The organism is Chitinophaga pollutisoli (genome assembly GCF_038396755.1).
GTDB lineage: Bacteria > Bacteroidota > Bacteroidia > Chitinophagales > Chitinophagaceae > Chitinophaga > Chitinophaga pollutisoli.
The window spans coordinates 1,016,556-1,038,498 of record NZ_CP149822.1; the positions used below are offsets into that span (position 1 = coordinate 1,016,556).

At 52.3% G+C, this 21,943-nt stretch carries 15 protein-coding genes; 6 read left to right on the forward strand and 9 right to left on the reverse strand.

The features are described from left to right. Positions 1 to 29: 29 nt before the first annotated feature. From WJU16_RS04420 to WJU16_RS04455, 8 genes are all read right to left on the reverse strand, one after another. Positions 30 to 1,388 (reverse strand): TlpA disulfide reductase family protein, encoded by a 1,359-nt coding sequence (locus tag WJU16_RS04420; RefSeq protein WP_341837112.1) that lies wholly within the window; start codon positions 1,386 to 1,388, stop codon positions 30 to 32. A 92-nt stretch (positions 1,389 to 1,480) separates the two neighbouring features. Then, a complete protein-coding gene (locus tag WJU16_RS04425) occupies positions 1,481 to 2,776 on the reverse strand; it encodes a TlpA disulfide reductase family protein (RefSeq protein WP_341837113.1) in 1,296 nt (431 codons plus the stop codon). A 20-nt stretch (positions 2,777 to 2,796) separates the two neighbouring features. After that, the gene (locus tag WJU16_RS04430) at positions 2,797 to 3,765 is read right to left on the reverse strand and encodes a TlpA disulfide reductase family protein (protein ID WP_341837114.1); all 969 of its coding nucleotides are present in this window, start codon (positions 3,763 to 3,765) and stop codon (positions 2,797 to 2,799) included. Positions 3,766 to 3,945: 180 nt separating this feature from the next. Further along, complete coding sequence (locus WJU16_RS04435; RefSeq protein ID WP_341837115.1) at positions 3,946 to 5,430, reverse strand: RagB/SusD family nutrient uptake outer membrane protein; 1,485 nt, start codon at positions 5,428 to 5,430, stop codon at positions 3,946 to 3,948. Positions 5,431 to 5,442: 12 nt separating this feature from the next. Continuing rightward, complete coding sequence (locus WJU16_RS04440) at positions 5,443 to 8,892, reverse strand: SusC/RagA family TonB-linked outer membrane protein (RefSeq protein WP_341837116.1); 3,450 nt, start codon at positions 8,890 to 8,892, stop codon at positions 5,443 to 5,445. 181 nt (positions 8,893 to 9,073) lie between these two features. Further along, the gene (locus tag WJU16_RS04445) at positions 9,074 to 9,940 is read right to left on the reverse strand and encodes a TlpA disulfide reductase family protein (protein WP_341837117.1); all 867 of its coding nucleotides are present in this window, start codon (positions 9,938 to 9,940) and stop codon (positions 9,074 to 9,076) included. A 128-nt stretch (positions 9,941 to 10,068) separates the two neighbouring features. Beyond that, positions 10,069 to 11,184, reverse strand: a complete 1,116-nt coding sequence (locus WJU16_RS04450) for a FecR domain-containing protein (protein ID WP_341837118.1) — start codon at positions 11,182 to 11,184, stop codon at positions 10,069 to 10,071. 205 nt (positions 11,185 to 11,389) lie between these two features. Continuing rightward, positions 11,390 to 11,980, reverse strand: coding sequence for an RNA polymerase sigma-70 factor (locus tag WJU16_RS04455; RefSeq protein ID WP_341837119.1), 591 nt, complete (start codon positions 11,978 to 11,980; stop codon positions 11,390 to 11,392). Positions 11,981 to 12,519: 539 nt separating this feature from the next. Here WJU16_RS04455 and WJU16_RS04460 point away from each other — a divergent pair. The 6 genes from WJU16_RS04460 (at position 12,520) to WJU16_RS04485 (ending at position 20,417) form a co-directional block, all read left to right on the forward strand. Then, positions 12,520 to 13,086 (forward strand): sigma-70 family RNA polymerase sigma factor, encoded by a 567-nt coding sequence (locus tag WJU16_RS04460; protein WP_341837120.1) that lies wholly within the window; start codon positions 12,520 to 12,522, stop codon positions 13,084 to 13,086. Positions 13,087 to 13,152: 66 nt separating this feature from the next. Beyond that, complete coding sequence (locus tag WJU16_RS04465; RefSeq protein ID WP_341837121.1) at positions 13,153 to 13,323, forward strand: hypothetical protein; 171 nt, start codon at positions 13,153 to 13,155, stop codon at positions 13,321 to 13,323. After that, complete coding sequence (locus WJU16_RS04470) at positions 13,278 to 14,471, forward strand: FecR domain-containing protein (protein WP_341837122.1); 1,194 nt, start codon at positions 13,278 to 13,280, stop codon at positions 14,469 to 14,471. Before WJU16_RS04465 ends, WJU16_RS04470 begins: the two co-directional genes overlap by 46 nt. 19 nt (positions 14,472 to 14,490) lie before the next feature. After that, the gene (locus WJU16_RS04475; RefSeq protein WP_341837123.1) at positions 14,491 to 17,700 is read left to right on the forward strand and encodes a SusC/RagA family TonB-linked outer membrane protein; all 3,210 of its coding nucleotides are present in this window, start codon (positions 14,491 to 14,493) and stop codon (positions 17,698 to 17,700) included. Between the two features lie 49 nt (positions 17,701 to 17,749). Next, on the forward strand, positions 17,750 to 19,513 hold the full coding sequence (locus tag WJU16_RS04480) for a RagB/SusD family nutrient uptake outer membrane protein (protein ID WP_341837124.1): 1,764 nt from the start codon (positions 17,750 to 17,752) through the stop codon (positions 19,511 to 19,513). A gap of 22 nt (positions 19,514 to 19,535) precedes the next feature. Then, entirely contained in the window at positions 19,536 to 20,417 is an 882-nt protein-coding gene (locus tag WJU16_RS04485) for a metallophosphoesterase (RefSeq protein ID WP_341837125.1), read from the forward strand. Between the two features lie 128 nt (positions 20,418 to 20,545). Here the strand turns inward: WJU16_RS04485 and WJU16_RS04490 are convergent, their stop codons facing one another. After that, positions 20,546 to 21,922 carry a sulfatase-like hydrolase/transferase gene (locus WJU16_RS04490; protein ID WP_341837126.1) on the reverse strand — a complete coding sequence of 459 codons (1,377 nt, stop codon included), beginning with the start codon at positions 21,920 to 21,922 and terminating at the stop codon, positions 20,546 to 20,548. Positions 21,923 to 21,943: the final 21 nt, after the last annotated feature.

Sequence of the window (21,943 nt, forward strand, 5' to 3'; positions counted from 1 at the left end):
GAGCGCGGCTTTTTTGATTAAAACAGTGTCTATTTACGGGCCATTTCTACCATTTGCGCTACTTCTTCCGCAGCCGCTTCTGCTTTACCCGAAAAGCCTGATACACTAAACCGTATCCTGCCTTTTCCGTCAATTATGAACTTAGCAGGAATCCCTCCCACCTTAAAGGCATCCGCAGCTGGGCTACGCTTGGTGGAAGCGTCCTTCATATCCATATAGAGATCGAATGTATAGTTACGCTTGTTCAGGAAATTTCGTGCGTCCGTAAGTGGATCGGATACATTTTCCCAGCAATGAATAAACAGGAACTTTACATCCGGATCATTGGCATACCGGTTCGCCGCCATTTGCATGGCGGGAAAAGACTCCACGCAGGGGCCGCACCAGGTCGCCCAAAAATCCAGTACGATCGTCTTTCCCCTAAAATCCGCCAATGAAACTTTCTTGCCGTTCACATCCGTCACCGTAAAATCCGGCGCGACTTCGTTGATCAGCAATGTAGCCACATGGGCCTTTATCGTATCGATAAAATCCTTTTGCAATTCTGCGATATAAGCATCGACGTCTTTCCCGGGATGCAGGTGTGTGTAGGCCTTCCTTACCTGGTCGACGTACCGCCTCTCAAATTTCCCCTCTTTTACAGCCCTGGCCAGCACCGGCAGCGCCTCCTCGTATTCTCCGTTCAGGCTCGACAAAAAGGCATAATTCTCCACCAGCACCTCATCTCTTTCGCCGATGTTGTTGTAGGCCTCGGCGGTATACTTATAAGCCTCATCGTTGTTGCCCGCTTTGAAAAGCAACTTCGCGTAGGTATTAATATAGCCGTAATACATCGCCCGGGGATCTATTTTCATTACCGATTCCTGCGCCGGCTCTTCCTTTATTTTCTTCACCATTTCCAGGTTCTTAGCGGCAATACGCAACGCGGTGGCGTTGTCGAAATCAGCAATAATCTCAAGCGCCTGTACCAATCCTGCCACTTTCGCAGCAGGAACTGCTATCATATTGATATACCGCATCATTTTAGCCGTATCTGGCTTTTCTGCATATTGGCATGCTACCAAAGTCTTCTCGATATCCAGGTTTACGCCGGGATATTCCCTCATCATCGACCGGAGCAAACGCTCCCCTTCCAGCGCACTGGTTAGTTTCACAAATGGTTTCAGCCGCGCCATCATGGCAGCCTGGCTTTCCGGATACCTTTTGATGAGACGCTTCGAGTAAATGGTTCTTTTTGCGGAATCCTCCGCGTAAAATTGAATTAGAACCGACAGGTCTTCGGCACTGCCATTCTCCAGCTTTTTTATTTTCGCCTGTAACGCGGGTTGGCTTTTCTCCGCCTTTAATGCTACCAGCTGCGGATTCTCTTCAGACTGCAGCTGGGCCATTATGTTTGTTGAAACCAGCAGCAGGACTATTATTATCAAATTTCTCATAATTATACTCGATTTCCGTGCATGAATGCTATCTATGATTCCATTTAGTTTTTGGCAACGCCATTCCGCGCCTTAACAATTTCCACCATAGCTTTCAGCTTGTAATATTCCCTGTCAGTGGAACCTGCGTAACCAACTGCGTAGAATCGGATATTTCCCATGGGATCGTAAATGATCTTAGTGGGCGTTCCATTGATATTGAACGCCGTATTCGGCTCATCGCGCAATACGTCCAGGGTAATCCCCCTTCTGGCCACAAATACTTTGACAGTCGGAAGATCCTCAAACAAATTGACTACATACAGGTTAAACGGCTCATTCTTGTAATCTGCTACGACCCGCTCAAAGCCGCTGAACGCCGCCACACAGGGGGTGCAACCGGTTGACCAGAAATCCAGCACCAGGATTTTCCCGGCATGATCAGCGAACTTCACCTCCCGCTCTGCCAGGTTCGTCAAGACAATATCCTTCACAGGCTTGTCGGCGTCAAATAGCGTCAACTGTTCTCCGCCTCCATCAGGACTCGGAAATACACCCTTGATGGTCTTCATTTCGCCCGCGATATATGTTTTTTCAACTTCCTGATAATACTTTTGATAGGCTTCGTCCTGGAGTGATTTGACGAGCTCGTCGACGCCATTCGTGTTTCCGTGCACCTTCTTGTAAATATCTTTGTACACAGAAACCATTTTGGGGTTGGAATCCGCGTTGCGGAGGGCTTTGGTCAGTGTATCGAGGGCTCCTTTGTTTTCCCCGGCTGCAGATAAAATCAGGCAATAGCGGGTGAGATATTTCGATTTTGAATCTTTGAAATACTTCATTTCCCTGGCATTATCTGTTTGCTCACCCGATTTGGCGATATTTCTCATCGCCAAATCCATATTCCCCAACTTTGCGTTGGCCAGGGCATTTACTTCCAGCAGCACCTGCGTTCTGCTCACCCCGTCACTCAATTCACCTTTCTCCAGTTTTTCCAATAGTTCCCTGGACGCCTGTTCAACGACCTTAATGTGCTTATTCTCATCTACCAGGTATTCCAGCGTATAGGTCAGATCAACGAGCCTGATGACCGAAAACCTGGGGTTTGTACGCATGTAATATTCATACCGCCCGATATTGCCCTTCGTCAACCAACCGATCGCCAGTTGCGAACGGCATTCATTGTCTGTTTCGGGCTTCATTTTACCCGGCAGGCTTTGCCGGATCATCTCATTATAGTACTTCTCCTGTTCCCCGATGTCGGCGATCAGGTTAAAGTCCTCAAGGGTAAGTTTCCTTTCTGTTTGCTGCTGCGCGAAAGCAGTGCTGGAGAGCAACAGTAATACGATTAGCTTTTTCATCTTTTTTATCTTTAACACATTTATTTAATCAATTCAGCAAGCCGCTGGTGCAGGTGCTCGCCCCTTAAATCTTTTCCTACGATTTTCCCGTTGGGATCCACCAGCACGTTGGCGGGAATGGAAGTGATGTCATACAAGTCCTTTACCTCGCTTTTGAACGCCTTAAAGTCGCATACCTGTTTCCAGGGTAATTTATCCTCGCTGATGGCCTTCAGCCACCGGCCTTTATCCTCATCCAATGAAACACCCAGTACCGTAAAACCCTTGTCCCTGAACTTTTCATAAGCGGCCATCACATTCGGATTTTCGGCCCGGCAGGGAGCGCACCAGCTGGCCCAGAAGTCTACCAGCACGTAACTGCCTTTGTAGGAATCCAGGGAAATGGGGTTACCCTCTATATCGTTTATGATGAACGCAGGTGCAGTTACGGTACCAGCCATTGCTTGTTTCGCCTGATCGAGCCGTGGCTTCCATCGCAATACCTTCTCAGAATGCTGCATCCTTCTGCTTAGTGTATTGTACATCGGTTCTACTAATCCGGGTTGAATGGAACTTTGCGTAAACAGGTCCATCAGATCTACACTTGCATATGCATCCGGGAACCGTTTCACCATATCGGCAACCAGTTCTTCATAGAATCGAATTCCATCGCCGGCACCTGCATGTTTACTCCTGGCAGTAGCTTCCGAGCTATAGAACATCCATGCCTCCTGCTCCTTTCCGCCACCACGGTAGGATGCAATACCCATGGTATCGAAGGTCACTTTAATGTTTCCGTCGAGGTAAAACAAGCCTACATTCTTCATATTATTGCCTTCTTCATCGCCCTGGCTGCGCTGGCGCGGTTCGTCTGCCGGACGGGGGATGATCAGGTTCAGTTCCGCCAGTTGCGGCCTCCCGATCGTTCCCCTAAACCGGAATTTACCATTGATGATGGCGGTCGTATCCGCCGCGTATTCCCCACCCTTATCGTCTGGCGGGTAAGACATCACGGCTATTGTCGCTTTGTGATTTGCAGGTATGACTCCCCTGATATCATACTCAGTCTGCGCCTGGACAATGGCCGGCAAAGCAAGCGCTAATGTTATAGCTGCCAGTCTTCTCATAATGCTGTTTTTTGATTCCGAATCACCGCTTAAAATGCGGTGATTTGGAATGGTTGGTTTTGATTATGGGTTTTCTTCGAGTCCTTTACTCTCCCGGAGCATGCGTTCGCCGAATTTCAGCGCAAACCGTTTGGGATCGAGTTGGTGGGATTCCACCACATCACCGGCGACACCATCGTTGTTTACATCCTCAATGCTATGCACCTCATGCGTATACCGGATGTGATCATGAAATACGGGATCAACCGACAGGCGCCTCATATCGAGCCAGCGAAGCCCTGTGAAGGCGAATTCGCGGATCCTTTCGTCCAGGATATATTTAACTAAAGTTTCTTTACTGGCAGCTGCGGCCTGCGGTACTTTGGGCGCTCCGGAACGTTGGGCCCTGAGGACTTCCACATCTGCAATGGCTCCTGCCAGGTCGTTGGCCCGCGCCCGGCACTCTGCCCGCATCAGGTACAAATCGGGCAAAGAAGGGCCCACCGGTGTCCCGAAACCAACGGGGTGCCGCATGCCCAAAGGGAAGGCAGCGGATCCATTGTATTCCATCGGATCGAACAGATTGGGACGTTTATCTTGCGGATCAAAAAGACTGATGGTAGCGGGAGACAGCAAATAAGCGTTTGCATTTCCGCCCACATACGAGACCGCGTACACCTGGATGCTGTAAATGGTCTGGATGTTATCAGCAGGTTGCGGAAATCCCATGAGGAATAGCCCGAGTAACATTGGGAACCAGGATTCATCCGCATTGGGGTCCAGCACCTTGTTGTAGTCATATAAACCCAGGGGAATGGTGGACTTGGGGATTTCGGTGAAAGCCGCATCCAATTGCTCCTTCGCGCCTTCGAAATTTTGCATGGCCATATGAATACGCGCCAGGTAAAAGTGCGCCGCCAGCCTGGATATTTTCCAACGGTGCTCCAGCGGCCCCAGATCGGGAATCGCGGCTGTCAGATCTTTTATGATCTGCTCATAGCTTTCAATTTTTGATTGCCTTTTAAAATCCGTCACAGTAACGTCGGCTTTGGTGAGTTCCGGAATTCCCAATTCCGTGGCCGCCGTTGCAGGATTGTAGGGCGTAGTAAAATCGGTCAGGAACAGGAAGTTGGAGATAGCCCTCCCGGCTTTCGCCTCGGCGAGAATCGCTTTCTTCTCCATTTCGCTGCCTCCCTGCGAATCCATCACTTCATTGATGATTTTGTTAAAAACGTACAGCCTGCGAATGTACCCTTCCTCTGAACTTACCTCTTCGGGCAGCTGGTCCGCTTCATAAATACGATCTGCATACCTGAACAAGCGCTGCGTGCGGAGCGTGTGCTCATTGACGAATGGCTTCAATGCCGTTACCTCATCGCCCATATACACGCTGGCATTATTTTGCGACAGGAAATTCATGTTCAGTATCTGCCGGTAGTCCTTCGTCGCGGTAGCGATCTGCTGCCCTTTAGGTACAATCTCCAGGAACTCCTTTTTGCAGGATAACTGCGGGGCGAGTACGGCAAAAAACACCAGGCAATGAATATATCTCAGTTTGAATGTCTTCATAATGGTAAATGATTAAAATGAAACGTGTGCTCCTACCGAAACGGTACCCTGGGCCGGCCTCGACCGGGCCCAGCCATTCTCCGGATCGTAAAAACGGTCATTGGCTGTCCAGATCAGTATATTGGATACGTTGAAACGCAAGGTGACTGCCTGGGCATTGACTTTCTTGACGACAAACCGGGGAATATCGTATCCCAGGCTGATATCCCTGATTTTGGCATAGGACGCGTTCAGCACGCGGGAGTGGGCGTAGGTGTAATACCACACGTACCGAGTGGCATTCTCGGAAGCGAGGAAGATATACCTGGGAATATCCGTTCTGCTATCGTCCCCCGGCTTCCGCCAGCGATCATTGAATTCGGGATTTTCGGGATCCAGGCCATTCAGCGGGTCGCGCATCTTATATCCCATACTATAAATGATATTCACCGAGAGGTTAAAATTCCTGTATTGGAAATTATTGGATAAGCCCCCGTTCCAGGGCGCCTGGGTAAGCCCGCTGTATACAATATCTTCCGGCAACGTTACATTGGGCTCGGAGGTCAGCGAACCATCCGCGCGCCGGACCTGCGGGTTCCCCTCGCCATTCAGTCCGGCGTAGTTATAAGAATACAGCAAATTCAACGGGCGGTCTACCATCATAGTAGCGTCTACCATTGCTGGCCCTGTAGTGGGCGGATTGATATTCAGCTTCGTCAGCTTGTTCCGGTTATAGCCTATTACCAGGCTGGTCCCCCACTGGAAATCACTCGTTTGGATATTTATGGAATGCAGAAGCAGGTCCACGCCTTTATTTTGCAAATCACCGAAGTTTCCGGTTACACTGGCATAGCCGGTTAAAGGCGAGGTAAATAGCGTGCCGATAAGATCGGAGGTATTCTTGATGTAGGCATCGACCGAACCGGTCAGCCGGTTTTTGAAGAATGCAAAATCGACACCTGCGTTATACACACGCGTCCGCTCCCATGTCAGCTTGTTATTCGCGGGAACGGAAAGGATCAGGCCGGCGCCTCCCACAGCGTTGGCGTCGCTATCTGATTCGAGGATATCGAACGAGGCAGCCTGTCCGACGTTAGGGGCATTCCCCGTGATCCCATAGCTGAATCGGACATCCAGCCTGTTCAATGCCGTAAAGTCCCGCATGAACTCTTCCCATCCCAACGCCCATTTTCCGCCTATACTGTACACCGGCCGGTTCTGCGCCGATTTGTCCAGCCCGAACAGATTGCTTTGATCGATTCTCCAACTCGCGTTCATGGTGTATTTGGACAAATAAGTATACCCACCCGTTGCGAAGTAAGATGATCTTCTGCTGGCGCGCCCTTCGCCACCTGCGAGGTTGGCGGAAATGCCATCCGTGCCCGTAGGCCCTGCAACGCCGGTAAAGCCTTTGGCAAGCGTCGCGAAATCCACCGGCCGCCCCACCTGCAACTGGTCATCCCAGCCGTAATAGGTGGCTGTGTTGCTCATCCCCTGATGGTGCGTAGCTTCCTGTCCCGCCATAACGCTCAACCAGTGATCTTCAAACTGCCTGGCATAAGACAACTGGTTCCGCACCGTCCACCCTCTGTCCAAACTATTGGTCGTATTCAGCCTTCCTCCAAACTGCGGCAGGTAGTACACGGGCGTAGATGCAGGTGTCGGGGCCGAAGTGTGCATCATCAGGTCGCGCCGCACGATCCAATTGGACTCATCCAGCACCTCCCGGTCATTCACCGATGTGATGTTATATCCATAGGTCCCTGTAAATTTCAAGCCGTTCAGGATGTCGATGGTACCGCCACCTACGAGCCTGGCGGCGAGAATATTCGCGCGCTGGCTGCGCCGGTCCAGTTCGAGGAGTGGACTGTAATCCAGGTTCACCCTGCTGCGCGCCTCGTAATCCTCCCGCATGGTTTCGCTGGGCGGCACGAACACACCCCAGGGTGAAATGTAGTTGACGTTAACCGGGTTACCGGCCGCATCGCGGTACAGCTGATAGCGTGGCGTGCCATTGCCGCCGGAACCTTTGCTGCTGCTGGTGATATTGGTAAGGTCGGAATTCAGGTAGAGCCTCACCCGCTTTCCTAAGTTCACATCATTGCGCAGATTGATTTTAAACTGGTTTTGCCTTTCGCCAGGAACGTTTGAACGCGTGCCCACATGGTTCAGCGAACCGTAGAAGGAATGCACTTTCCCGCCGCCGGAAACGGAAATCGTTTGATTGTACTCAGCTGCGGAACGAACAAAATAATCATCCAGCTGGCTCCAATTGTCGAGCCGCGACAAGCTGTCCAGCTTAAACTGCGCCTGCCCCGCTGTCAGCAAACCCCGTTGCTGATCCCAGAGTACCTGTTTATGCGGCAAAAGGCCAATAGCGCTTGCGGCGGCATAGGTGGTGCCGGCGGCTTCGAGGCCAAAAATCTCCTGCTGACTTTTGATGTATCCGCTACTTGTCCAGGCGGGCAGGTAATCGCGACGGGGCCTGCCGTTAAAGGAATAGTAGCCATCGTAATCCACTTTCAACGCCTCGCCGGCCTTACCTTTCCTGGTGGTGATCACGATTACGCCGTTGGCGGCCTTGGCGCCCCATATGGAAACGGACGTGGCGTCTTTCAAAACGGTGATATCCTCCACGTCCTGCATGTTTACATATTGTATGCCCGGAACTTCAACATTATCAACAACCACCAGCGGCTCTGTAGCAGCATTGATGGAAGTAGAACCGCGGATGACCATTCCTCCCGATTGCCCGCCGCTACCGCTGGATAAACCCGGGATAAGCCCTTCCAGGCGAGTGAGCACATTGGTGCTCGTAGTACGGTTGCGCATTACTTTCAGGTCAGGTTTGGAGAAAGATCCGGCGCTCCGCGCCCGGTCGATTTTCTCGTACCCCGTATTGAAAACTTCCACTTCCTGGAGCTTCCCGGTAGCGCGCTCCATTTTTATCGTTCCGAGGTCGCGGGCTACTATGCGTTCCGCGGGATGATAACCAACATAAGCGATGAAAATAGTGGCGTTCTCCTCAATGTTCCGCAATATAAATTCACCTTTCTCATCCGTCGTCGTCCTGCTCCTGGAATCCTTCTCAAACACGGATGCTCCCGGCATCGGCTGGCCGTTTTCATCCACCACCTTACCCCGGACCTCAATCAGCTCAGCAACCTGCCCGTTGCCTTCAGCTTTTGCCGGGGGCTTCCTGACGATCGTTACAATTTTACCATCGATGGTATAAGTCAGCGAAACGCCTTCGAGTACAGATTTGAGCGCTTCTTCGATTCCCGCGTTTTTTAGATTTACATCAATGTACTTTTCCTTTGGAAGGATCTTACCGTCATAGAAAAAGTCGTATTGACTTTGTTTCCGGATGGCTTTTAAGACTGCCGCCAGGGAGGCGTTTTTCTGGTTGATGGTGATCTGCTGTCCAAAGCCAGCTGCACTCACATGCAAACATGCAATTAATAACACAATGGATAATCGCATAACGAGCACGATTTTAGGGCCGGGGCTGGTTGAATACCCCCGGCATCTGTTAAAAATTCTATACATTTGTTTGGTTTGGATGTTACACAGCAAGCGCTTTTCGACCGGCAATTTGCTGTAACTGATTTTAGTTGATTCCAGACTGACTAGTCCCGGCCTAGTTGGGACTAGTCCATTTTAGCTAATGCAAATTCTTCTTCATGTTTGGTTGATTTGATGCGTTTCGATTTGGTTGATATTTTACCGCTTTACTTAAAAGCTTTTCGATCGTAGCAGCCAGCTCTTGTCCATGCAGATCTTTCGCGATGATTTGACCGTTCCTGTCGACAAGTATATTCCTGGGGATGGATGTGATGTTGTACTTTTTGCTAAGAGGTGACGCAAAGCCCTTGCCGTCGCATAGGTTAGTCCAGGTATAACCATCTGATAGAATGGCTGCTTTCCATGCAGCGTCATTTGTATCAAGCGAAACGCCTATCACCCCGAAACCTTTTGCATTGTACCTGGCATATAAGGGAATCAGCTCGCGCCCCTGCTTGCGGCATGGAGCGCACCAGCTTGCCCAGAAATCGATAAATGTGTATTGGTTGTTGTTCACGACTTCGCTTGCCGATATTATCTTCCCGTTAATATCGCTCATGGAAAAATTCTCGTACTGAAAATCTGCTTTAGCAGCGATTCCGCTGCCGACTTCCGGCTCCTTATCGGTAGCTGCCACTTCCTCCTCCTTATAATTGATGGCTAATGTTTGTTGCTTTTTGGCGGGGGGAAGGCACATTTGCTTTGTACAGGCCATGTATTTGATGGTAAAGGAAAGAGCAGTCGGCTTTTCCGATTTGAGTTTGATGGTTTGGGAAAACGTGACGCCTTTGGCGTAGTATGCCAGTGATTCCCCGTCTTTTTGTTCGATGCCCTTCTCCCGGATTTCATCCACAAACGAAACGTTGTCATTCTCTTCGAAATTGATTTCAGTGGGGAGGCCCATGCCGCCCGATGCTTGCCGGGGATAAATGTGATAAGGTGCCTTCACGGTAGCCTGCAGGATCACCCGGTAAGTAAGCGGGGCGGTCTGTTCAGCCCTGAATTCCCAGGCAACGGGATAGCCATTCTGCGCGGCTGCAATACCTGTGATGCAGATGCATAATATAAACAGTGTAATTGATTTCATGGGTTGATTTATCGCGTTACATAAATTTTCCTGCCTTCCACCCGGAATTTCACCAAACCGGAAGACTCAATCGACTTGAGCACTGCATCGAGCGGCTTTTGCCTGGAGATCCAACCACCAGACTCCAGGTTATCAGGAACGGCATCGTCATAGATAATTTCCATATCGTACCACCTGGCGATCTTTCGCATGGCCGTTTTGAATTCAATGTTATTTAAGGCGAAATCGCCGTTTTTCCAGTCGATGATATTATCCGTATCGGTTTGCTGTACCATTATCCGGCCGGCCTTGTTCAACGCCTGTTCCCCGGGCCTGATCCTCTTTTTGGCGCCCCCCGCGCTGACGTCTATGGCTCCTTCCAGCAAAGTGGTGGCTACAACCGGCTCATCGGGATATGCGTTGACATTGAAATGCGTACCTACCACTTCGATTTCCTGGTCAAGACTTTGTACGACGAAAGGATGTTTTTTGTCTTTTGCCACTTCAAAGTAAGCCTCTCCTTCCAGCCGGACCGTACGCTTCCCGTTGCTGACCAGATTGGAAGAAAACACCAGGCTGGAGGCTGAATTCAGCCAGACGTCTGAGCCGTCCGGCAGATGAATCTGATACGTTTCTCCACGGGCGGTCAACAACATATTCTGTCCACCGGATACCCCGTTGTCCTCTCTCATTTCATATACCAGGTGCCCGCCCGGCGATTTTCGGATGACCACGCCTGCTTCCTCAGCCAACTCACCGTTGGCCGCATCGGAAAGTTTAATTTTTTTCCCATTTGACAGGGTCAGTGTGGCACCGGTAGTGCCAGCAGGGATATGCACCTGGCTTTCGGTCTGGGCAACCGGGTCAGCAACCTGCCTGGTTGTATACAGCGAAATCCCGAGCATGATCGCGCCGACGGCGGCGGCGGCCACTGCCAGCCGGGGCCAAAGCCGGATCCGCCTGGCGGCCGGAACGGGTTGTTCCACAATGTGGTTGAAAATCTCATCCGCCCTGTCTTTGGGCAGGAATGCCAGCGCATCGCCGGCCAGTTCGTTCCAGTGATCGTCCATCCGCTGGTCCAATACCGCTTCCTGCGCGGTATCCATGACCACCTGCAGGAACTCCTCCAGCTCTTCGGGCGTCATATTCCTGTCTAAGTATGCCCGGTATAACGCATTTAACCTGTTCGAATCCATATCGTGCAATTACGGCCTGATTGGCCCATATGATTGAAAGACACCTGGGCCTGAGGGATCGGGGTACACGAAACAATAAAAATTTATCTTTTTTTGGAGGTAGCCAGAAGTAAGCGAATTTTCCGCCGGCCAGGAGATGACCAACCGCTTGAAATTACATCATCTTTAATATGATCAAAATTGCTGCTATATCAGTATGTTCCCTGACATATGACCTGACAGATTTTAATGCCCGTTTGACGTGTGTTTGAACTGTTAACGGGGACAGGCCGAGGCGTTCCGCTGCTTCTTCATATTTGAGCCCTTGTTGCTGGCATAATATATAAACTTCCTTTTGTTGCCTGGGCAAGGCATCTATGGCCCGGTTCAGCACATTCCGGACATCCCTGATCAGGATTTCGTCTTCCACATCATTGGTTTCCTCACGCCAGTCTTTTCCCAGCGCCTTTTCCACCTTCCCCTCCAATACCATCCGGCGCAATACATTTAACGACCGGTGTTTCGTCAGGGTTCTCAAATACGCTTCAAGGCTGGTTATTTCCCGCACGCGATCTCCCATTAACCAAAGTTTCAGGAATACCTCCTGGACCATTTCCTCGGCCTCAGCGGCGGAATGCAACAATTGCAACGCATAGGTATAGACTTTCCTGCCATAATTATCGTAAATGGTACGGAAAGCCTGGTGATCCCGCTCGGCCACACCAGCTAATAATTCTCTTTCATCACCCGCAGGGGTAAGACCCATAGATTCCTGATTTCGAATAAATGTACAAATTCACAGGAAATGATAATCAGATTTTCCACGGATTGTCTTGTTTTCCTACTGCAACCTGGGCATGTTCCAGAATATATGCGAAAAGTGGTAGAGATTCTACAACATGCAAAATGCATACAAAAACCAACAGGTTTCCCGGCGGCAGGAGCGGTTACCCGGAGGCCGCGGCCAGGTTCCGTAAATGGGGCACCGTAACCGTCGCTATCCCCGATCTACTTCTGCCTTTATCCACCCCGCTCCCAGGAAAATCCGCAAACTTTGAAAAATCAGTATATTTTTACGAAGTTTGTAAAGGAAGGGCTGATGCCCTTCATAAATTCCACTATCCGGCCGTTAAGCGTTAAGTTAGTATGAACAAAATGCCGGTAAGTCAACCAGACGTCGTTTTAATGCTACCTTCATTGTCACATTTGATCAAATACATAATCAGGCACCTCCTGGAAAGCAAATAAGGTATTCATGTCTTAAAAAAATTTCCTGCTTCTACTCTCACTGCACAAGCAATATATATGGACACGCAACTAGCAGAGGCATTACAATCCGGGGACTACGAGGCATTTGAGCATGTCTTTGAAAGCTATTGGGAAAAAGTATTCTCTTACCTGTCGAAAAAGACGCACAGCACCGAAGCGGCCAAAGATCTGACCCAACTTGTATTCATAAAACTCTGGAAGTACCGGGACGCCGTATCCGCCGGCATCCCGCTCAATGAACAGATTTTCCGGAAAACCAAACAGGTATTCATCGACTGGCTGCGCCAGGAAATGCGCCGCCGGCAGCATATCGCCGGCCCCATGGAGTTGCCGGACGTACAGGGGAACGACACTTCCCACCACCGGCTGGAGATCAGGAACGACGTCGCCAATGCCATCCGTTCGCTCCCTCCCAAACGAAAAGAAATCTTCGAACTCAGACATATTTACGGCTATTCCTATAAAGAAATCTCCGAACTACTGGGCATTTCCACCAAAACGGTCGACAGCCAGCTCACCAAAGCCAATCTTCAGCTCCGTAAAATCCTGCAGACTGCCATTTTCTCCGTTGTGCTACAGGATGTTATCAGCCATGTAAAATAATTTTTTTCACCGGGTAGGGAATTATTTCCTGCGCAGCGTACTTATTGATGTAGCTATTGCCAAGTTATGGACAAACTGGAGCTGATTAAGCAATTTCTGGATAATGCATGCACGGGCGAAGAGGCTGACAGGATAGAAGAAATCCTGGATTCCGAACCCGGTTTGGCGGACACGCTCCTCCCGCAGGAGGAATGGGATCTGCATGCGATGGCGGCCCCTCCCCGGATGCAGGCCTGAAGCAGGAAATATGGTCCGGCGTGGAAGCCGCCACGCGAAAAACCGCCCGGCGCCGGACGTTGTACACCGCCCTGGCCGTCGCAGCCGGCATCCTCTTGCTCATTGCCTCCGGGATACATTACATGGGCCGGCAGATCGCCGCACCGGACCACATCTACGCCACGGTTGCCAGCGGCCTGACAGAAGCGGCTTTTAACACGGCTGACCGCGACAGTACGTTCGCATTGCCGGATGGCTCCTCCGTTACGATGAAGCCGCAAACCTCGATCCAATATCCTGCCGATTTCCGTTCCAACAGAACCATCCGGCTAGTACGCGGCAAGGCCATTTTCGATGTAACATCCGATCCGGCGCATCCTTTCGTGGTGATTTCCGGCAATATCTCCACCACTGCCCTGGGCACGCGATTCCTGGTGGACCATACCGGTACGAAAGTAAACGTGCAGCTGTTTGAAGGAAAAGTAGCGGTAAAATACCTGGGCAAACAGGTACAGGTATACCCCACCGTGCTGCAGCCGGGCGAGCAATGCTTCGTGAATACACACCTCGACGGCATCACCGTGGCGCCCGTACCCGCCCGGCAGCTGCGCGCGGAAACCGGCATAACGGGCAACGCCGCCGCCGGAAAAACCACGCTGCTGACGTTCAACAATGTGCCGCTCAATGATGCATTCGACGTGCTGGGCCAATTATTCCATCAGCCCATCCGCTACGATATCCGCGACGTGGAAAAGATGTATTTCACCGGGCAGTTTCATGCAGCCGATTCCCTGTCCGACATCCTGCGCATCCTGTCTTCCGTAAACGGATTATTGATCACACAACAGGCGGACACCCTGCTGATCACCCGGCCTGCCGCGGAAAGCCGAAAAGCGCCAGCGGAAGAAGGCGGCGCCGCGGGCAAAGTAAGCACCACGAAATTCACCAATGCTCCGCTGGCGGAAGTGTTCCGCGCGATGGAAGCCGCGTTCGAAATCAGTATAGCTTACAGTCCGCAGGATGTGGCGCACAAATATTTTACGGGGAATGTTTCGTCCCGGGATGACGTTAACACCATTCTCAACGTCATCTGCAGGACCAACCAATTGCAATTGACCAGGAACGGCGATAAGTTTCAAATCACCTATAACAGGCAAACCAACAAATAATCCTTTAAAAAGACGCTTAATGAAAATCGATCAGAAAATTCTCCGTCTGCGCGGAGGGTGGATGCTATTGCTTTTTTTGCTTCCGCTGGTCATGCATGCGCAGCAGCATCCCAGGGTAACGGGTGCAGTCCTGGATGATGAATCCGGCCCTATACCAGGCGTGAACGTCATCGTCCGCAACGACGCGGACTCGCTGCAAAAGTTCGTAGCGGTGACCGACACCAGCGGCATCTTCGTTTTTACGCAGCTGCGCGCCAACGAGCGCTATTCCTTCAGCTTCTCCCATATCGGATACGAGGCGCAAACGCTCCGCAACCTCCTGCTCAAAGAAGGCGACAACAATTCCATCATGGTGAAGCTGGGCCTGTCTAAAAACGCCAAGCTGAACGAAGTGATCGTGGTGGGATATGGTACGCAAAAGAAAGTGAACCTCACGGGATCCGTGGCCGTGGTAGACGGCGCCCGGCTGCAGAACCGGCCGGTGACCAATGTTTCCCAGGCGCTCTTCGGCACCGTTCCGGGCGTTACCATCGCATACGGGAACGCCGGTTTTGAGCCCGGAGCCGCCCCTTCCGTGCAGATACGCGGCCAGGGCAGTCCGTATGTGCTGATCGACGGCACCGCCGGCGATATCACTACCCTGGACCCCAATACCGTCGAAAGCATTTCCATCCTGAAGGACGCCGCCGCCGCCGCGATTTATGGCGCGAGGGCGCCTTACGGGGTACTCCTGATCACCACCAAATCCGGCAAGCTGAACCAGCGGCCGCAGGTGGATTTCTCTTTCAACGGCGGGCCTACCTCCATCATCCGCAAACCCCGTATGGTGGATTCCTATACGTTCGTGCGGGCCATTAATGAAATGCACGACAACCAGGGCGTGGCGCGGCTGTTCGCAGAAAGCACCATCGACCGCATCATCGCCCGCATCAGCGATCCCAGCCTGCCGGAGACGGTCCCGGACCCCAACAATCCCTCCAAATGGTCCGCTTACCAGCTATCCAACGGCAATAACGACTGGATCGACGTGCACTATGGATTCGGCTTCCGTACGCAGGAGAACCTGTCTGTCCGCGGCGGATCCAAAGACATCGGGTACTTCATTTCCGCCGGACATGCCTCGGAAAAAGGCCCGTTAAAGATGGTGGACGACAAATACAACCGTTACAACCTCACGGCCAAACTGGATGCGAATATCAACAACTGGTGGAAGCTCAGTTCCAACACCCGCATCACCAACGAAGTGCGCGACAGGCCCATTTACAACGGCGAAGGCGGCTATGGCATGCTCATCCACCAGATCTTCCGGACGCATCCGGAAGTGTTCCTCAAATCCCCCAACGGGCATTATTCCCAGTTATCGCGGGTGCCGCAAATGCGGGCCGGATATGATCAGTTCACGGATAATAACCTCATGCAGCGCATCGCCACCGAAATCAGGCCGCTGAAGAACTGGAGCATCAATGCCGACTATTCCATCGACTACACCGTCAACAACGGTGAAGGCGTGAACCTGGTGGCGTTTGAAGACCAGGTCGACGGCACCCTGGTGCCCATCTCGCTGACTGTTCCTTCATCCATTTCTAAAAATAAAGCCAACGTAACCTACAAAGCGTTGAACATCTTTTCTTCCTGGAAGCCGGTGATTGCGCGGGACCACCAGGTGGAAGTGATGCTGGGTTACCAGCAGGAATCGAATAAATACGATTACCTCAGTGGTTTGAAAAGAGAACTGATCACTTCGGAAGTGCCTTCCATCACCACCGCCACGGGCGATATGCAGGCATTCGACAACCTGAGCCATTGGGCTACCCTGGGATATTTCGCCAGGCTGAATTACAATTACCGGAACCGGTACCTGCTGGAATCGAATGTCCGCTATGATGGTACGTCGAAGTTTGCGGATGGTAAACGCTGGGGATTTTTCCCTTCCGTGTCTGCCGGCTGGAACGTTTCCCAGGAGAAATTCTGGCAATCATTGGCGGCGCACGTTCCTTACCTGAAGCTGAAAGCGTCGTGGGGGATGTTAGGCAACCAGAGCGTGTCCGCATACCAGGACCTGGCGCTGATCGGCGTCAATACCAACCTCGGCTGGATCCTCAACGGCAAGCGCCCCGCCTATACCGGTTCTCCCAACCTGATCAACCGCTACCTGACCTGGGAATCCTCCAAAACGACGAACGCCGGCGTGGAGATTGGCCTTTTCCAGAACAAGCTGCAGGTGGAATTCGAATACTACCAGCGCCTGACTTTCGACCGCCTGGGCCCCGCCAAAGCGCAGCCCCTGGTGCTCGGCGCCTCCGTTCCGCAGGAAAACAACTCCGAGCTGAAGACGCAGGGCTGGGACCTCGGCATCACCTACAAAGGGAAAATCGGCAGTGATTTCGCCTTCTCCGTGTCTGCGAATGTTTTCGATTACTTCAACGTAGTAACCAAATACCCCAACCCTACTGGTATCCTGACGACCGACTATGCCGGCAAGCGCGTGGGCGAGATTTGGGGATATGAAACCGTGGGGCTGATCGGAACGGCGGAACTGGCGAAAACGATCACCGACACTAAATCGCAGAGCTTCATCAACGGCCAGGTCTGGCGGACGGGAGATGTCCAGTACCGCGACCTGAATGACGACAAGATGATCAACAACGGGAAGAATACGGTAACGGATCATGGCGACCTGCGCATCATCGGCAACTCGACGGCCAGGTACCAGTATGGCCTCAATCTGACCGCGAACTACAGGAACTTCGACCTCGGTGCGTTCTTCCAGGGTATCGGCAAACGCGACCTCTGGCTGACGGGCAATATCTTCTGGGGATTCAATCAATGGAACCAGTCGAGCCTGTTCCCGCATCATATGGACTATTACCGCGATGCCGAAGCGTCGACCTATTCCGGTCTGGGCGTGAACGAAGGCGCGTATTTCCCGCGGCCTTACAGTAACGCCGCGCAGTACCTGAAAAACCAGCAGGTGCAGACGCGATACCTGCAGAACGGCGCTTACATCCGTTTGAAAAACGTGCAGATCGGGTATACATTGCCTGCATCGGTGCTGCATACGATAAGGCTGAAGCGGGCAAGGTTCTATTTCTCGGGCGAGAATATCTGGACCAACACCAAACTGCCTGTAGGCTTCGATCCTGAAACGGCCGCCCTCGGCGAGTTCGGCGCAGGCAAGAGCATGTTTACGCAGGCCATCTGGGCTTTCGGGCTCAACGTTTCGTTCTAAACCGCAATGCGATTGCGGCCAATCATTACAGACCCTTCAATTCATAGTCATGAAAAAATACCTGATCTTCCTATCGGCATGCAGCGCACTGCTCACGGTAGCTTCCTGCACCGGGGATTTCCTGGATAGGCCACCATTAACCCAGATAGAAAATGAGGCTTACTGGAAAACGGCGAGCGACCTGGAGAAATATACTTTGCAATTTTATCCCGACTTCCCCTCGTTCGGCGTAGTCGGCAGCTATATGGGATTGATCGGCTGGGACGGCACCCGTGGATCGGATGTACAGATTTCGGCTTCGCCGGCCACCTTGTGGAACGGCACCAATCAACCGGTAACAGCCGGCGGCAACTGGACCTGGACGAAGATCCGGAGCGTCAATGTCTTCTTCGAAAATTATGCGAAGTGTAAAGACCCGCTGGTAAAATACCAGCAGTTCCTCGGGGAAGCCCATTTCTTCAAGGCCTGGTATTATTTCGAAAAAGTGAGGGCATACGGCGATGTGCCCTGGTATACGACGCCGCTGGAGATGGACGATCCCGCGCTCTACAAACCACGCGACCCGCGCACCCAGGTAGTGGATTCCATCCTGTGGCACCTCGACAAAGCCGTGGAAAACCTGAATCCGCTAAAGAGCAGCGACGGCGGGAACAACAGGCTCACGAAAGAAGCGGCGCTGCTGTTCAAATCGAGGGTAGCGTTGTATGAAGGCACCTGGCAGAAATATCACCGCGGCACCGAATTCGGTACGGAAGGCGCCGACCCGGGAAAATACCTGCGGGCTGCCGTGAACGCCGCGGAAGAGCTGATGAAACCCGTGTATAACTTAACGCTTTTTTCGACCGGGGATCCGGAGAATGATTACCGCGTGTTGTTCTCGCTGATCAATCAATCCGGCAATAAGGAAGTTATCCTCTGGAAGGCGTATGCCGTCAATCTCCAGCTATCCCATTCCTTCCAGATCTACGTATCCGACCGTACCGCAGGTATTTCCATGACCATGCAGCAGGTGTATCAATATCTCGACAGGAACGGAAATGCTTATGACTATTTCAATACCGGCAAGACGGTGAAAGGCAATGCCTTCCTGACGAAAATAGCAACGGAATGCGATCCCCGCCTGTCACAGACCATATGGGTACCGGGCGGTGTGATGTGGGACAATAGTTTCGGGAAAGGAGTTTTCACGTTCCCTTACCTCGACAAATCCGGCGAAACGCTGAATAATACGGGGTTCCAGATCAGGAAGGGAAATGACCCCAAAGACCCGCAGGCAGGCAGTGGCGTTTCCTGGAATACCAGCTGTGAAACGGGCGCGATCGTGTTCCGTTATGCAGAGGCGTTGCTGAATTACGCCGAAGCCAAGGCGGAACTGCAGGAAGCCGTGGATTACAACAAATCGGTCAACCTGCTGAGAAGCCGGGCTGGCATGCCCGCATTCAAGGTGCAGGGTGATCCTAACCGGTTGCAATACGCGGATTATGGTTACCCCTTGTCGGACGAGTTACACGAGATCCGGCGTGAGCGCGCGGTGGAACTGGGGGCCGAGGGTTTCCGGTACGACGATATCCGGCGATGGGCCGCGCATAAGCTGATGAAAGGCAAACGCCCGAAAGGTTATCCTTTCGACAAAGACGAATGGACGGGCAAGAAAATCAATTACGCCCCGGATGCGGATGGATTCCTGGACCCGTTTGCCACCGCCATTCCCAATGGGTATGGGTTCAATGAAAAAAGGGATTATCTTGAATGTATTCCGCTCAACGAGATCACTTTGAATCCTAAACTCCAACCTAATAATCCTGGCTGGTAACCAGCCGACAAATCATATATCCATGCAAATTATCACCAGATGCGCTGCTATTCTGATGCTGTTGCTGGGGGCCCTGCGCAGCGAGGGGCAGGTCATCCGTTTCGGGGTGATTGCCGACATCCAGTACGCGGACGCGGATACCCGGGGAACGCGGCTGTACCGCTATTCCGTGCAGAAGCTGAAAACGGCCGTTGCGGACCTGAACAAGCAAAAGCTACCCTTCCTCATTAACCTGGGGGATGTCGTAGACCGCAACCCGGCCGATTTCGCGCCTGTACTGGAAGCGCTCCGGAAGTTCCGGCGGCCGGTGTACAATACAACCGGTAATCATGATTATCACGGGATCACATCGAACGATTCCCTGTATCGTTTGCTGGATATGCCTGCCGAATATTACGCATTCAAAAAGGGCAACTGGCGTTTCATCATGCTGAACACGAATGAAGTAGCGGCATATGCCAATGTGAAAGGTACACCGCGTGAGCAGGAGCTGCGGGAAATGATGGAAAAGATCAAGGAACGGAAGGGGCGCAACGGCGCGGAGTATAACGGCGGGATCAGCAGCGCGCAAATGAACTGGCTGCAGGGCCAGCTGGAAGACGCGCAGCAAAAGGGAGAACTGGTGTTGGTGCTGTCCCATCACCCATTGGGTTGCGCCACGGGGCTGACCGCCCTGAACGACCAGGAAATCGTTGCCCTGCTGGCGAAATACAGCAGCGTCAAAGCACTGATATCCGGCCATCACCACGCGGGCGCATTCTGTATGGTCGGCAAGCTGCCCTGCATCGTACTGGAAGGCATGGTGGAGACGGACGAGAACTCCTACGGCACCATTGCGCTGCATCCGGATAAGCTGGTGATTACCGGCAGCGGCCGGATGACGTCCCGGACGGTTCAATTTTAACACAGGCATAGTGCCCGGAACAAGTTCAGCTCCGGGCAATCGAAAAAAGACAAATCGGTTTAGGCTGATTTGTCTTTTTTTATTTTCACTACATCTCCTCTTTACAACCCGGCGTTAATTTCACTTCTCTATTCATCCCCCCGCACCACATCAGGGCTAGTTTTCAACTTTGGAAGCGCCCTGTACCAGCCGAGCAATTTACTCTTCAACTGCGCTGCGGTGGCGGGGTGCATGGTGGCGATATTATTTTGCTCTGATGGATCTTTCCCCAGATCATATAGCTCTTCAGAAGAGGAATCAGCGTTCACCAGCAACTTCCATTTTCCGTCGCGGATAGCCAGCGACGGGCTGCGGTTGCGACCGTTCGGATACTTGAAAGCCGAGTCGTTACGGCCGTATTCCCAGAAAAATGTGCGATGTTTCGACGATGGCTCGCCCAATAGAACGCCTGCCCGGTCTGTCCCGTCGGTTTTGGGCAGTTTTTTAGCCGGTATGCCTGCTATCCGGCAGAAAGTCGGCAACAGGTCGGTAGCGTTCAGCAGGGAGGTGCTGTCAACCTGCCCGGCGCGAATACTGCCGGGTTGCCAGGCAATCAGGGGCATCCGTATCCCGCCTTCGTATAGCGACAGTTTCGTGCCCCGGAATTTCCCGGAACGGAAACCGAAAGTCGGCAATGCGCCATTGTCGGAAGTAAACACGACCAGCGTCTGCTGATCTATCCCCAATTGCTTCAGGCCATCCAAAAAACGGCCGATTTGCTTGTCGTATTCCGCCAGCACCGCTTCGAACTGCCGTTGGCTTTCCCCGCCTTTCGGCATCCTGTCCATGCTCGTTTCATCCGGCACCCAGGGCGTATGCACATCGTCCGGCCAAAGGTTGATGAAACAGGGCTTGCCTTTATTGGCTGCCAGGAAAGCGAGCGCCCGGTCAACGAAATAAGCCGTGCGATCCCAGCGCTTCACGCTGTCTGGTTTTGACCATATCCAGTTGCCGGAAGTCAGCAAGGGATCGGGATCCGGACTTTCCCAGGTACTACTGTACGCATCGAATCCATATGCGGTGATGGAAGGCGCATTTTTAACGTCCCTTCCCCCGCCGAGGTGCCATTTCCCGAAATGGGCGGTACGGTACCCCGCGCTTTTCAGTAACCGCGCAATGGAAGGCGCTTCTGCCCGGAGAAAGTCGGCCTGTTCACAGGCCGTGTTACCCTTTCTCGTTTGGAGGTAACTGGTCAGGTTCCACCTGGCGGGATAACTGCCGGTCAGGATACCCGCCCTGGACGGGGAGCAAATCGGGGATGCGCTGTAATACTGGGTGAAGCGGGCTCCTTCCGCGGCCATCCGGTCCAGGTTGGGAGTTTGAGGGCCAGTGCCGCCATAACAACTGATATCCGCCGATCCCATATCGTCCGTAAGGATGAGGATGATATGGGGTTGCTGTTGCGCGCCGGCCAGAAGGGCGTACATGCATAGCGAGGTGGTGATAAGCAGGGATTTTATACGCATGAGGCTTTATTTTTTGAGTTA

Excerpts from the sequence above, each read along its gene's own strand:
- WJU16_RS04440 (WP_341837116.1), bottom strand. The coding sequence starts at position 8,892 with ATGCGATTATCCATTGTGTTATTAATTGCATGTTTGCATGTGAGTGCA.
- WJU16_RS04430 (WP_341837114.1), bottom strand. The coding sequence starts at position 3,765 with ATGTCTTACCCGCCAGACGATAAGGGTGGGGAATACGCGGCGGATACG.
- WJU16_RS04475 (WP_341837123.1), top strand. The coding sequence starts at position 14,491 with ATGAAAATCGATCAGAAAATTCTCCGTCTGCGCGGAGGGTGGATGCTA.
- WJU16_RS04455 (WP_341837119.1), bottom strand. The coding sequence starts at position 11,980 with ATGGGTCTTACCCCTGCGGGTGATGAAAGAGAATTATTAGCTGGTGTG.
- WJU16_RS04480 (WP_341837124.1), top strand. The coding sequence starts at position 17,750 with ATGAAAAAATACCTGATCTTCCTATCGGCATGCAGCGCACTGCTCACG.
- WJU16_RS04490 (WP_341837126.1), bottom strand. The coding sequence starts at position 21,922 with ATGCGTATAAAATCCCTGCTTATCACCACCTCGCTATGCATGTACGCC.
- WJU16_RS04485 (WP_341837125.1), top strand. The coding sequence starts at position 19,536 with ATGCAAATTATCACCAGATGCGCTGCTATTCTGATGCTGTTGCTGGGG.
- WJU16_RS04420 (WP_341837112.1), bottom strand. The coding sequence starts at position 1,388 with ATGGCCCAGCTGCAGTCTGAAGAGAATCCGCAGCTGGTAGCATTAAAG.
- WJU16_RS04435 (WP_341837115.1), bottom strand. The coding sequence starts at position 5,430 with ATGAAGACATTCAAACTGAGATATATTCATTGCCTGGTGTTTTTTGCC.
- WJU16_RS04470 (WP_341837122.1), top strand. The coding sequence starts at position 13,278 with ATGGGATCTGCATGCGATGGCGGCCCCTCCCCGGATGCAGGCCTGAAG.
- WJU16_RS04465 (WP_341837121.1), top strand. The coding sequence starts at position 13,153 with ATGGACAAACTGGAGCTGATTAAGCAATTTCTGGATAATGCATGCACG.
- WJU16_RS04425 (WP_341837113.1), bottom strand. The coding sequence starts at position 2,776 with ATGAAAAAGCTAATCGTATTACTGTTGCTCTCCAGCACTGCTTTCGCG.
- WJU16_RS04450 (WP_341837118.1), bottom strand. The coding sequence starts at position 11,184 with ATGACGCCCGAAGAGCTGGAGGAGTTCCTGCAGGTGGTCATGGATACC.
- WJU16_RS04460 (WP_341837120.1), top strand. The coding sequence starts at position 12,520 with ATGGACACGCAACTAGCAGAGGCATTACAATCCGGGGACTACGAGGCA.